The organism is [Pseudomonas] carboxydohydrogena (genome assembly GCF_029030725.1).
In the GTDB taxonomy this organism is placed as follows: domain Bacteria; phylum Pseudomonadota; class Alphaproteobacteria; order Rhizobiales; family Xanthobacteraceae; genus Afipia; species Afipia carboxydohydrogena.
Genome location: NZ_CP113162.1, coordinates 2806488 through 2818775, shown reverse-complemented (window position 1 = coordinate 2818775; position 12288 = coordinate 2806488). Strand labels below are relative to the sequence as shown.

Annotated in this window: 14 protein-coding genes; 5 read left to right on the top strand and 9 right to left on the bottom strand. The window is 61.7% G+C overall.

What is annotated here, in order from left to right; all coding sequences use genetic code 11:
- Window positions 1-6 precede the first annotated feature (6 nt).
- From AFIC_RS13625 to AFIC_RS13610, 4 genes are all read right to left on the bottom strand, one after another.
- A complete protein-coding gene (locus AFIC_RS13625) occupies window positions 7-165 on the bottom strand; it encodes a hypothetical protein (protein ID WP_275246764.1) in 159 nt (52 codons plus the stop codon).
- A gap of 117 nt (window positions 166-282) precedes the next feature.
- Window positions 283-1062, bottom strand: a complete 780-nt coding sequence (locus AFIC_RS13620) for a DpnI domain-containing protein (RefSeq protein WP_275246763.1) — start codon at window positions 1060-1062, stop codon at window positions 283-285.
- Between the two features lie 38 nt (window positions 1063-1100).
- A complete protein-coding gene (gene uvrB, locus AFIC_RS13615) occupies window positions 1101-3980 on the bottom strand; it encodes an excinuclease ABC subunit UvrB (RefSeq protein ID WP_275246762.1) in 2880 nt (959 codons plus the stop codon).
- 39 nt (window positions 3981-4019) lie between these two features.
- A complete protein-coding gene (locus AFIC_RS13610) occupies window positions 4020-5072 on the bottom strand; it encodes a hypothetical protein (protein ID WP_275246761.1) in 1053 nt (350 codons plus the stop codon).
- 197 nt (window positions 5073-5269) lie between these two features.
- On the opposite strand from AFIC_RS13610, the gene AFIC_RS13605 reads away from it, so the two are divergent.
- Entirely contained in the window at window positions 5270-5968 is a 699-nt protein-coding gene (locus AFIC_RS13605; protein WP_275246760.1) for a glutathione S-transferase N-terminal domain-containing protein, read from the top strand.
- Window positions 5968-6660 carry a glutathione S-transferase family protein gene (locus tag AFIC_RS13600; RefSeq protein ID WP_275246759.1) on the top strand — a complete coding sequence of 231 codons (693 nt, stop codon included), beginning with the start codon at window positions 5968-5970 and terminating at the stop codon, window positions 6658-6660. The genes AFIC_RS13605 and AFIC_RS13600 overlap by 1 nt, the downstream gene beginning before the upstream one ends.
- A 13-nt stretch (window positions 6661-6673) precedes the next feature.
- Here the strand turns inward: AFIC_RS13600 and AFIC_RS13595 are convergent, their stop codons facing one another.
- On the bottom strand, window positions 6674-6877 hold the full coding sequence (locus AFIC_RS13595) for a cysteine-rich CWC family protein (RefSeq protein WP_275246758.1): 204 nt from the start codon (window positions 6875-6877) through the stop codon (window positions 6674-6676).
- A 100-nt stretch (window positions 6878-6977) separates the two neighbouring features.
- Between AFIC_RS13595 and AFIC_RS13590 the strand changes: the two genes are divergently transcribed.
- Entirely contained in the window at window positions 6978-8456 is a 1479-nt protein-coding gene (locus tag AFIC_RS13590) for a DUF1800 domain-containing protein (RefSeq protein WP_275246757.1), read from the top strand.
- Window positions 8457-8459: 3 nt separating this feature from the next.
- On the top strand, window positions 8460-9695 hold the full coding sequence (locus AFIC_RS13585; protein ID WP_275246756.1) for a DUF1501 domain-containing protein: 1236 nt from the start codon (window positions 8460-8462) through the stop codon (window positions 9693-9695).
- On the opposite strand, the gene olsA is transcribed toward AFIC_RS13585, so the two are convergent.
- On the bottom strand, window positions 9692-10480 hold the full coding sequence (gene olsA, locus AFIC_RS13580; protein WP_275248737.1) for a lyso-ornithine lipid O-acyltransferase: 789 nt from the start codon (window positions 10478-10480) through the stop codon (window positions 9692-9694). The genes AFIC_RS13585 and olsA overlap by 4 nt on opposite strands.
- 267 nt (window positions 10481-10747) lie before the next feature.
- On the opposite strand from olsA, the gene AFIC_RS13575 reads away from it, so the two are divergent.
- Window positions 10748-11098: a DMT family protein gene (locus tag AFIC_RS13575; RefSeq protein ID WP_275246755.1), complete on the top strand. Its 351-nt coding sequence runs from the start codon at window positions 10748-10750 to the stop codon at window positions 11096-11098.
- On the opposite strand, the gene AFIC_RS13570 is transcribed toward AFIC_RS13575, so the two are convergent.
- The 3 genes from AFIC_RS13570 to AFIC_RS13560 form a co-directional block, all read right to left on the bottom strand.
- Window positions 11038-11244: a hypothetical protein gene (locus tag AFIC_RS13570; protein ID WP_275246754.1), complete on the bottom strand. Its 207-nt coding sequence runs from the start codon at window positions 11242-11244 to the stop codon at window positions 11038-11040. The genes AFIC_RS13575 and AFIC_RS13570 overlap by 61 nt on opposite strands.
- A 32-nt stretch (window positions 11245-11276) precedes the next feature.
- Entirely contained in the window at window positions 11277-11444 is a 168-nt protein-coding gene (locus AFIC_RS13565) for a hypothetical protein (RefSeq protein WP_275246753.1), read from the bottom strand.
- A gap of 153 nt (window positions 11445-11597) precedes the next feature.
- On the bottom strand, window positions 11598-12236 hold the full coding sequence (locus AFIC_RS13560) for a glutathione S-transferase family protein (RefSeq protein WP_275246752.1): 639 nt from the start codon (window positions 12234-12236) through the stop codon (window positions 11598-11600).
- Window positions 12237-12288 lie beyond the last annotated feature (52 nt).

Here is a 12288-nt window from a genome sequence, read left to right as displayed (position 1 = left end):
TCAATCCTACGATAGGAATTCAATAGCTTGCTGCTCAGTCGGAAATCGACCGAGTTCGCGATAGGCCGGGTCGTGTTCGGCCGTCTCCGGCGACCAGAACACGACAAATTCGCTGCCGGTCTTCTCAATTAACGTCGTAAGGTCATCGCTTGTCGCGGGAGTCATGTCTCTTGCTCCACAGTGCGGGCATGTGTCGTCGCACATGCAGGACCATTCATCCGACCAACGGCGATGACAGCGTTCGCACTTGTAGTGGTTAAGAAACCAAGCCATGGCTGCGTCCTAGGATCGCAATCGATAATTGCCGCGCCCAACGAAATCAATGTAGCCGCGATTGCGCAAATATTGAAGTTGTTGCCTTATCTTCGGTCGAACATTTTGATTGCCGGGATAAAGTTGGCCCAGATGACGATCGAAGGCGTAGACGTCCTCCAAAGTAAATTCGGGTTTCCTGAGGGATTCTACGCACCTCATGACATCAAGAAGCCATCCGCGGGTTTCTTGCGATTCCTGTCTGAGAAAGAGTGTTTTTTGCCACTCCTCAAGAACGACGTCTTTCGGGCGAACGAGACCATTCTGAACGATATGAATTTTACCGGTGTCGGGGATGCGGCCGAGAAGGATGTTCGAGCCCACCCAACCCGCTCGTCGTGCTGTAGCTGCTAGCGGCTTCCGTTCTTCAATGATTTCGCGCACAAAGAAGTGCTTGGGTACAATGAACAGATTGACGACTGCGAGCGTCTGGAGATCGTAGTTCATCAGGAAGAAGTTTGGATTGTTACTCGCGGCTAGACGTTCGCATTTCGTTTTAAAAGCCCCGTTGACAAGCTTTGAGCCGAAATTCCCTTTCTTGCTCTTAAGTTCAAATTCCTCTTTACAGGATGAGCAAAAGAAATCCGCAACAGGGCGATTGTTGGGAAAAGGACTTAGCTTTTCATTGCCGCAGTTTGGACAATAAGCCCGACTGCGGACCCAGCGTTCGGTCCAGGCACGAGCGTTCTGGGAGCCGCTGGAGTAGGAAGATTGAGGTTCTTCGAATCCAAGTTTCATCGACGCCAGCATACGTTGGCGTTTTGAGATTTATCAAGAAACCAATTTGGCTACCTCTTCTTCCACCCACCTCTGTGTCCCGGTGCCCCGCCGGTTGAGCGCGGTGAGGGGCCCTTGACGACTCCGCCGAATTCCTGGCCGCCGTCGCGCATCGATTTCGGCTTGTAGATTTTGCTTTCCGTGCCCGGTCCCATTTCATCGAGCGTCGGCTTGCGCGGGCGCTTCGCGCCTTTGCGGTCCGGCAGCACCTCGTGCCAGGTGGCGATGCCCATTTCATCCAGCGAGGGCTTGTGGATGCGCGACTTCTGTTTCGGCGGCAAATTGGCGCTGTCGCCGTATTTCTTCGCGCCCGCGTAAGAACCTGCCTTGCCGGTGACAGCCTTTTGCTTCGCGGTGGGGTCGTCCACCACCGCCATCTCGGTCGCGCGCAGACGCTTGACCTCGTCGCGTAGCCGTGCGGCTTCCTCGAAGTTGAGATCGGCGGCCGCATCGCGCATGCGGGTTTCGAGATCGGCCAGCACCGCCTCGAAATTATGGCCGATGCTCATGACATCGTCCGCCATGCCGCCGTCGCCGACTTCGACCAGCACATGGTCGCGCTCATAGACGGAATTGAGAATGTCGCCGATGGATTTCTTCACGCTCTCCGGCGTGATGCCGTTGGCCTCGTTGTAAGCAACCTGCTTCTCGCGGCGGCGGTCGGTCTCCGCGATGGCGCGCTGCATCGAGCCGGTCATCTGGTCGGCATAGAGGATCACCTTGCCATCGACGTTGCGGGCGGCGCGGCCGATGGTCTGGATCAGCGACGTTTCGGAACGCAGGAAGCCTTCCTTGTCGGCATCGAGGATCGCGACCAGCGCGCATTCGGGGATGTCGAGACCCTCGCGTAACAGGTTGATGCCGACCAGCGCGTCGAATGCACCGAGCCGTAGGTCGCGGATGATCTCGATACGCTCGATGGTGTCGATGTCGCTGTGCATGTAGCGCACACGGATGCCCTGCTCATGCAGATACTCAGTGAGGTCTTCCGCCATCCGCTTGGTCAGCACGGTGATGAGCGAGCGATAGCCCTTCGCCGCCGTGGCGCGGACTTCGCCGAGGAGGTCGTCCACCTGCGTGCGCGCGGGACGAATGTTGACCGGCGGGTCGATCAGCCCGGTGGGGCGAATGACCTGTTCGACGAACACGCCGCCGCTCTCGTTCATCTCCCACGCGGCGGGCGTCGCCGACACCGCGACCGATTGCGGGCGCATCATGTCCCATTCCTCGAAGCGCAGCGGACGATTGTCCATGCAGGAGGGCAGGCGGAAACCGTATTCGGCGAGCGTCGCCTTGCGGCGGAAGTCGCCTTTGAACATGCCGCCGATCTGCGGCACGGTGACGTGGCTTTCGTCCGCGAACACCAGCGCGTTGTCCGGCACATATTCGAACAGCGTCGGCGGCGGCTCGCCCGGTTTGCGGCCGGTAAGATAACGCGAATAATTCTCGATGCCGGCGCAGCTTCCGGTCGCTTCCATCATTTCGAGATCGAACGTCGTGCGCTGCTCGAGCCGTTGCGCTTCCAAGAGGCGGCCCTGCGCGTGCAACTGGTCGAGCCGCCATTTCAGTTCGGTCTTAATGCCTTTGATGGCCTGAATGAGCGTCGGGCGCGGCGTGACGTAGTGCGAGTTCGCGTAAATCTTGACGAATTCAAGCTCGTCGCTCTTGTGGCCGGTGAGCGGGTCGAACTCCTCGATGCTCTCGACCTCATCTCCGAACAGGTTCACGCGCCACGCGCGGTCTTCATAGTGCGCCGGGAAGATGTCGATGGTGTCGCCGCGCACGCGGAAGGTGCCGCGCGTGAAGTCAGCCTGCGTGCGCTTGTATTGCAACGCCACGAGATCGGCGATGATCTGACGCTGATCGATGCGCTCGCTCTTTTTCAGCGAGAAGGTCATCGCGGTGTAGGTCTCGACCGAGCCGATACCGTAGATGCACGACACCGAGGCGACGATGATGACATCGTCGCGTTCCAGCAGCGCGCGCGTTGCCGCGTGGCGCATCCGGTCGATCTGCTCGTTGATCGAGGAATCCTTCTCGATATAAGTGTCGGTGCGCGGAACGTAGGCTTCCGGCTGGTAGTAGTCGTAATACGAGACGAAATATTCGACCGCGTTGTCGGGGAAGAAATTCCTGAACTCGCCGTAAAGCTGTGCCGCCAGCGTCTTGTTCGGCGCAAGGATCAGCGCCGGGCGCTGCGTTGCCGCGATCACCTGCGCCATGGTGTAGGTCTTGCCCGAGCCGGTGACGCCGAGCAGCACCTGCGTGCGGTCGTTGCGGTTGATGCCTTCAACGAGTTCGGCGATCGCCTGCGGCTGGTCGCCCTTCGGCTGGTATTCGGATTTCAGCTCGAAGTGGACGCCGCCCTCGGATTTGTCCGGGCGCGGCGGGCGATGCGGCGTCCAGATCTTGTCGCCACGGAATTCAGGGCGGCCCTCTTTAATAAGTGACTCCAGCGCTTCGGCGGTCGCCTTGACGCCGAGCGACTCCATCTTGTTGCGTGCCGGTTTGAAGGCATCGTCGTCATCGACATCGTAACCGAGCTGCCTGGCGAGTTCGGGGTCGAGCGTCGGAATGGGGGCGCTGGTGCCGTAATTGGCTTGCGGAGCTTCGCCGAAGCCGTGTGTCTGCGTTTTGTTGTCCTGATCGAATGTCTTCGGCGTCGATTTGCGCGCCCGATGCGCGGCGGCTTCGCCGCCATTGCGGCGATCCCACGAATTGTCCGGCGGCGGTTGCAGGCCGGTGCCCGAACCCATGCCGCTCTCGCCGCGATTGATCGCCGGATTCAAAAGCTCCGCCAGCGCTGGGCCGATGGGTTTCACATCGGCGCGGTGGGCTTTGGATTTTGGCGTTTTCGCCGGCTTTTTCGGGGAATCGGGGTTTTTCGCCATGCGCGGAATATGGGGCCGCAGGGCGCGCGGGAAAAGGGTTCAGGTGGCGTTCGCGGGCCGCAATCGTTTCAATGTTTCCGGCATCCGCGCATCGATCCAGCTCGCGATGGCCGTCTGGTGGCGGTGGTAATAGAGGCCGAAAGCGATGATCGCGATGCCGATCAGCGACAGCGCGAACGGGAACAGCATTGAATCCTTGAATACCTTCTCGGCGAGATCGCCGAGATATATGGCGATGCCGATGGTGCCGAACACCGCGAACACGCGACGGCCCAGGAACACGGCGAGGAACAGGAAGCCGACATTCATCGCGCAATAAAGAGCGTTTTGTAGCGCGGTGCCGCCCGAGGTCGCGGAAATGCCGCCCCAGAACGTCAGCACGCCGAACAGATAAAGCCAGAAGGCGAAATCGCCGCTGCGCTGATACGTATTCACCACAACAGCAATGCAGAGAATGGCGAGGCCGAACCAGATCGACACCATCCGCGCGGTTTCAAAATCGCGGAGTCTGGAGCCTGTGATCCACGGCACGATATCCATCGACAGGAACCACAAAGCGAACGCGGCGAGAAAGACGATGAAGGGAAAGCGGTAGAACCGCAGCGCCAGCGCCGCCGCAATGATGGTCGCGATCTCCATGAAGATCCAGCTTCCGCGCACCCAGATGTAGAAGTCACGCGTGGCGCCGGGTTTGCCGAATTTGCTCCATAGGCCGAGCGAATCCTGAATGCCGTAAACCGCCAGCGGCGCCATCGACACTGCCACCGCGATCAGCAGTCCGCCAGGCGTGCGCAGGTTCTTCACCGTCCAGAGATAATGACCGGCATATGCAAACAGCGCAGCGTAGGCGAGCGCCGTCGCGGTGAGCGCCTGTCCGCCCATCTGCGAGAACGCCAGCGTGCTGAACAACCCCATGGCGGCCATCACGATCAGCGCGCCCGCGTACCACAACACATGCACCACATCGAACTTCGGAGATGAGGGCGAAGCCGTTCCGCGCGATTGCAGGAACGCCAGCAACGTCTCCAGTTGTCCGGACGAAATGATGCCGGCTTCGGAGGCAGCTTGCAGATCGGTCCTGGAATACGTCATGGCGTCCTCGGCAGATTCTTGATCAAGGCGACTCGTTGTTTGTCTCATCGGGAACGCAGCGGTTCAATGCGGGACTCTGTTCGCAGTCCGGCGATGAACAATCGGTGAGCGTGGGGCGTTCTGGTTGACTTCGAGGGGCAATCGCGCAAAGTTCATGCATTCGCATGAATCTGTCTTTTCTCGTCAGGACGCCCGAAATGATCGACCTTTACTACTGGACCACGCCGAACGGCCACAAGATCACGATGTTCCTGGAGGAGAGCGGGCTTCCCTACAAGATCGTGCCGGTGAACATCAGCAAGGGCGATCAGTTCAAGCCGGAATTCCTCGCGTTTTCGCCGAACAATCGCATGCCCGCGATCATCGATCACGCGCCGAAGGATGGCGGCGAACCGGTGAAAATTTTCGAATCGGGTGCGATCCTGATCTACCTCGCGGAGAAGGCCGGACAGTTCCTGCCGACCGACATGCGCAAGCGCTTCGACGTGCTGCAATGGCTGATGTGGCAGATGGGCGGCCTCGGCCCGATGGCCGGGCAGAACCATCATTTCGTGCAATACGCGCCGGAACGAATTCCCTACGCGATGGATCGCTACGTCAAGGAGACCAATCGTCTTTATGGCGTGCTCAACAAGCGCCTCGCCGATCGCGAATTCATCGCCGGTGAATATTCCATTGCCGACATGGCCTGCTATCCGTGGATCGTGCCGCATGAGCGCCAGTTGCAGAAGCTGGAAGATTTTCCGCATCTGAAGCGCTGGTTCGAGGCGATCTATGCGCGCCCCGCCACCGCGCGCGCCTACAAACTCGCCAAGCAGATCAACCCGGACAAGACGCCGACGGTGAACGAGGACTCGAGGAAGATCCTGTTCGGTCAGGTTGCGGGCAAGAACTGATGGCACGACAGCTTTACGAACTCGCCGGCAGCGATCCCGCGCGTCTCTTCAGCCCGTATTGCTGGCGCACGCGCATGGCGCTGGCCCACAAGGGCCTGGATTTCGCGACGGTGCCGTGGCGATTCGCGCAGAAGGACTCGATCAGGACCCTCGGCTCGGAGAAGGTGCCGGTGCTGATCGACGGCGAGACCCGCGTCAACGATTCATGGGCGATCGCGGAATATCTCGAGGACACTTATCCGGACAAGCCGTCGCTGTTCGGCGGCGAAGGTGGGCGCGGCATGGCGCGCCTCCTCAACAACTGGAGCGATGTCTCGGTCGGTCAGATCGCGCCGTTCATCATCGCCGACATCCACGACCAGCTCGATGCGGGCGACAAGGATTATTTCCGCCGGACCCGCGAGAAGAACATGGGCAGGCCGCTGGAAGAAGTGGTCGCGGGGCGCGAGCAGCGTCTCGATAGTTTGCACAAATGGCTGCATCCCTTGCGCATGACGTTGCGCACGCAGCCTTTCATCGGCGGCGCGAAGCCGAACTATGCCGATTATATTGTGTTCGGCCCGTTCCAGTGGGCGCGGGTCACGAGCCCGTTCGAACTGCTGAAGCCCGACGACCTGATCCATGCATGGCGCGGGCGCATGCTCGATCTGTTCGATGGTATGGCGCGCAAAGCGCCGGTGGTGGCCGCCTAGATTTCTGTGTGGCTCACGGGTTCGATTGATCGGGTCCGTGGGCGCTGGCGCGCAGGCAGGCGGGGCACAGGCAGTCCTCGCCTTCGCGCGGCATTGGCAGGCGCACGGTTTCCCCGGCGCACCAGCAACGCCCCGACAGATCGCATGTGAAGGCCGCGCCGCAGCGGACGCAGGTGATCCGGCGGGATTGATCGAGATTTTGTGACGAAGATTTCATGACGGGACACAGGGTTTAGCCGAACTTTCAGATCATGTTCATATGGAGCGGTGCGTTATGGCCCGCGTCTATACGAACCGATGAACAGGCGATCTGCAAGATGGCACGCGATCCGCAGGCGGCGCTGGTAGCTCTAAATCGTTTTGGATTGGGCGCGCGCGGCGGCGGTGCGGGTGACTTTGCCAGCGCGGCCTCAGACCCGCGGGATTTCGTGAAGGCGGAACTCAGCCGCCGGAATATCGCTTTGCTCGATGTTCCCGGTTTGCAGGCAACGCCGGTGCTGGCGCAGGCCGCTTTCGACTATCAGGCCGAGGTCAAACAGCAGCGCAAGGCGGCCGCGCAAGCGCTTGCCATGGCATCCGACGATAAGTCGGCCGATACGGGCAAGCCGGCTCCGAAGGTTGCCGCCATCATGCGGCCGCTCGCGAACGAGGTCGCCGCGAAGCCGTCTTCGCCTCAGCCTCCGAATGTGATCCAGCGAACCTATCGTGCCGAGGCGCTGGCGCGCGTGCAGCGCGCGACGATGGCCGAAAGCGGTTTTGTGGAGCGGCTTGTCGGATTCTGGTCGAACCATTTCTGCATTTCGGCGAACAAGGGGCAGCTTGCGCGCATATGGGCCGGCTCTTTTGAGCGGGAAGCGATCCGGCCGCATGTGCTCGGCCGGTTCGGCGACATGCTGCGTGCGGTGGAGCAGCATCCGGCGATGCTGTTCTATCTCGACAACCAGCAGTCGATCGGGCCGAATTCGCGCGCGGGACGAAATCGCAAGCGCGGGCTCAATGAAAATCTCGCGCGAGAGCTGATGGAGTTGCACACGCTGGGCGTCGGCAACGGTTATACCCAGCAGGACGTGACCACGCTTGCCGCCATCCTGACGGGATGGACTTTTGCCGGGCGGGCGGGACGGCTCGGCGAGCCCGGCACTTTCATCTTCAATGCCAACGCGCATGAACCCGGCCCGCAAAAATTGTTGGGCAAGGTTTACGACGATACGGGCGTCAGGCAGGGTGAGGCAGCCCTGAGCGACATCGCGCGCCGCCCGGCGACGGCAAAATTCATCGCGCACAAACTGGCCTCGCATTTCGTCGCCGATAACCCGCCGCCTGTACTGGTGGCGAAACTGGAAACAACATTCAGGAACACCGACGGCGATCTCAGGGCGCTCGCGACGGCGCTTGTCGATTCAGACGAAGTCTGGGCGGCGCCGATGACGAAAATCCGCACGCCGGATGAATTTCTCGTGGCCACCGGACGGGTCATGGGCCGCATTCCGGACGATCCCGGCCGCTATCTCGGCGCGCTCAATCTTCTCGGCCAGCCGCTGTGGACGCCGCCCGGACCGAATGGTTTTTCGGATGCAAGCGCGACATGGGCGTCGCCCGAGAACATGAAGTTGCGGCTGGATGTCGCCTCGCAGATTTCCTCACGCATCGCCGACATGTTGAATCCGAACGATGTGCTGGAAGCCTGCGCGGGCGAGGCGGCCTCGGACGATACACGCAAGGCGATCGCGCGCGCGGAAACGCGCCAGCAGGCTCTGGCTCTGCTTTTGATGTCGCCGGAATTCCAGAGGAGATGAACCATGCATGATCGTTTCCTTGAATGCTGCGAAGATGGAACGCCGCGCGGTCTGTCCCGGCGCACGCTGCTTCTTGGTGGCGCGGCCTTCGCCGCATGGGCGTATCTGCCGAAATTCGCGCGTGCCGCCGATGGGCGCGATCCGCATCTGATAACGATCATCCTGCGCGGTGCGCTCGATGGGCTTGCGACCGTCGCGCCGGTTGGCGATCCCGATTATGCGGGGCTGCACGGTTCGATTGCGCTGGCGCTTAATGGGCCTCATCCGGCGATCGCGCTGGATTCCTTTTTCGCGCTGCATCCATCGATGCCGGAATTCGCGCGGATGTATAAAAACGGCAACGCCGCCGTGATTCATGCGACCGCCACCGCCTATCGCGACCGTTCGCATTTCGACGGGCAGGACGTGCTGGAGAGCGGCTTTGCCGGCCCCGGCCGGGTGCAGAGCGGATGGCTCAATCGCGCCCTGGAAAATCTGCCGCGCGGCGAGCGTGCCGGACGCGGCCTCGGCGTCGGCGCGACGACGCCGCTGGTATTGCGCGGCCCGGCGCCGACGGTCGGTTGGGTGCCCGCGCGGCTTCCACAGGCGGCCGACGACACCGCCATGCGCCTGCTCGATCTCTACAATCATCGCGATCCTTCGCTCGCCAGCGCGCTGTCGCAGGGTTTGCAGATCGACAAGCTCGCGACAAACGACGGCGGCATGAAGCCGAACATGAACGGTGTCAACGCGATGCGATTGGCCGCGCAGGGCGCTGCACGGATCATGGCGAAGGATGACGGTCCCCGGGTCGCCGCGCTCGCGTTTGACGGATGGGACACGCACGCCAACGAGGGCGGGCCGGTCGGGCGGCTCGCGCAATTGCTGGCGGGCCTCGACGGCGCGCTTGCAGATTTCGAAACGGGTCTCGGCGCCAAATGGCGCGATACCGCGATCGTGGTCGTGACCGAGTTTGGCCGCACTGCCCGTATCAACGGCACCTCGGGCACCGACCACGGCACCGGCACGATCGCGCTGCTCGCGGGCGGAGCCATCAAGGGCGGGCGCGTGATCTCCGACTGGCCGGGGCTGAAGGTCGCCGACCTGTATCAGGACCGGGATCTCAAACCGACCACTGATCTGCGCGGCGTGTTGAAGGGATTGTTGCGGGACCATCTCGGTCTCGGCGACCGGGTGCTTGCGGACCGCGTCTTTCCGGACAGTGCCGCCGTCAGGCCAATGCAGGGGCTGATCGTCTAAGCTTGTTGCGGGGTGCCCCGAAGCGCTGACGCCGTCATCGTGCGCACGGCGGTTTCCGCGTTACGCGTGATCTGCTTGCGGCTGGCATCGAGATCGCAGGCGATGGCCTCGCCCCAGCTCACCGTGACATCCACCGCGCCCGCCGCCAGCACGCCCAGAAGATGCGGCACGAGATCGGTTTCGCCATACCAGGCGACCTTGTCGCGCAGCGCGCGGCCGACCGGCACGCCGCCGAACTTCATGTAGGCGAGCGACACCGGCTGCACCACGATATTCTTTCTGCCGTCGCCCATGGCGTGATGCACCGCGCCGACCAGCGCCGAACGGAACGGCAGGATGCGGATGCCGTCGCTTGAGGTGCCTTCCGGAAACAGCACGACGCTGTCGCCATTGTGCAGACGGTTTGCCATTTCGGCGGTCGCCTCGCCGGTCTTGTGGCGTCGCTCGCGCTCGATGAACACGGTTCGCTGCAATTTCGCGAGCGTACCGAAGATGGGCCAGCCCGCGACTTCGGATTTCGCCACGAACACCACCGGTGCCAGTGCGCTGAGCACGGAGATGTCGAGCCAGGACGCATGGTTCGACAGGATCAGGGTCTGTCCGGCGGAGGCGCGCTGGCCGATCTCGTGGATGCGCACGCCGAGGATGCGGCAGACGATGCGATGAAACAGCACCGGCACCTTGCGCTGCAAATCGTTCTGCAAGGCGAGGCCGAGAAGATGAAACGGCGCCAGCACCAGAAAGGTCAGGCTCAGCGCGAGAATGGCGGAAGCGGCGCGGATCATCACGAACCGGAACAAGACATTGGGCGAGCCGCTTATATCCTGCTACCGCAGGGCAGGTCGCAAAAAAATGCGACCGCCAGTCATGGTGCAGGGGGAGCTGCATGGGCTGACTGAGGCCGCAAAGGCGAACGATGGGCAAAGGTGCCCGCTTCCAAAAGCTAGCCGGAGTTTGTTACATCCGCGCGACAGATTTTTCTCCGGCACAACGATCCATTCGGGGCCGGGGGCGTTGAACCAGCCTTCCCCTATTTTCATCAAGGAAAACCGATGCCGACCATTTCGCCCACGATTTTGCCGATCCTGATGCTGTTTGCCTCGAACTGTTTCATGACCTTCGCCTGGTACGGGCACCTGCGGTTCAAGGAGAGCCCGCTGGTTCTTGTCATCATGGTCAGTTGGGGGATCGCGCTGTTCGAGTACTGGCTGGCGGTGCCGGCCAATCGCTGGGGCAGCGCGGTCTATTCGCCGGCGCAGCTCAAGACCATTCAGGAAGTGATTACGCTGATCGTGTTCGCGGGATTTTCGGCGTTCTATCTCAAGGAGCCGCTGGGCTGGAATCAGGCGGTCGGCTTTGCCTTCATAGCGGTCGGCGCGTTCTTCATCTTCCAGAAGGGTTGAGAGGGGCGAAGTCCGGGCGCCGTGAGCGCCGTGCTGCCGAGAATTTTCGTGTCGCTACTGTCCGCCCGCGTCAGGATCAGCAGCGAAGCCAGCACGAGAATGGCGGCGGCCAGCGACACCGCGACGAAGATGACGGGTATCTTCATCGGCAACCCCGAGAAAAAGGGCGGGCGGGAATTCAAGCGATGCTGCTCACGAACCAGATCGAAAGTATCGCAAGCGAGACGACGAGGCACACGGACAGGCACGCAGCTGCAATGGCTGCGGCCGTCAGGTCATGGGCGGCGCGGCGCGCGGGGGCGGAAGGATACTGGAAGCCCCGGTCAACGATCTTCGAACGCATCATGGCACGGCATCCTGGACGTGGCGCGAATCACCACGCATCCAGATGTGACAGATTTTACCGTTTGAAATTTGGCGCTAGTGGCCAGAACTATGGCGGAAACGCGGCGGGTTCCAGGGTTGTGCCCGTTATCCCCGGCCGCTCAGTGCTGCAAGCTCACGCCCTTTCCGCACTGAGGGAGGGCTCGCGAATCCCGTCCATCCGCACGAAGCGCGGATGACTTTCGACGCGCTTGAGCCAGTCGCGGATCGCGGGAAATTCTCGCAGGCTGAAATCGCATTGCTCGGCGACGTGGGTGTAGCCGTACATCGCGATGTCCGCGACGGTCAGGTGACCCGATACAAAATAGTCGTGCGCCTTGAGGTGGGCTTCGACCATGCCCAACGCGCCGTAGCCGCGCTCCATCCAGTCTTCCAGCGCGTGCATTTGCAGGTCGCGGCCGCCGCGCACCAGCGCCAGCCAGAAATAGGCCGCGCCGACACTCGGCTCCAGCGCGTGCTGTTCGAAGAACATCCATTGCAGCGCCTCGGCGCGCTCGATGGCGCTTTCCGGCGCGAGCGGCGTGTTGATGGCGAGATACCACAGGATTGCGTTCGACTCGGCGAGGTAGTGCTTTTCGGCGACCTCCAGCAGCGGCACCTGTCCGCGCGGATTCATCGCGAGGAAATCCGGCGTGCGGCTTTCGCCGCGAAGAATGTCGATCTCGACCACTTCGAAGGGAATGCCGAGGAGGGCGAGCGCCAGCCGGACCTTGTAGCTGTTGCCGGAGCGCTGCATCGAATAGAGCTTGTACATCCGTCGTTCGTCTCACTGGGCGGCGGACCGCAAAATCGTTGGCCCAGACAAT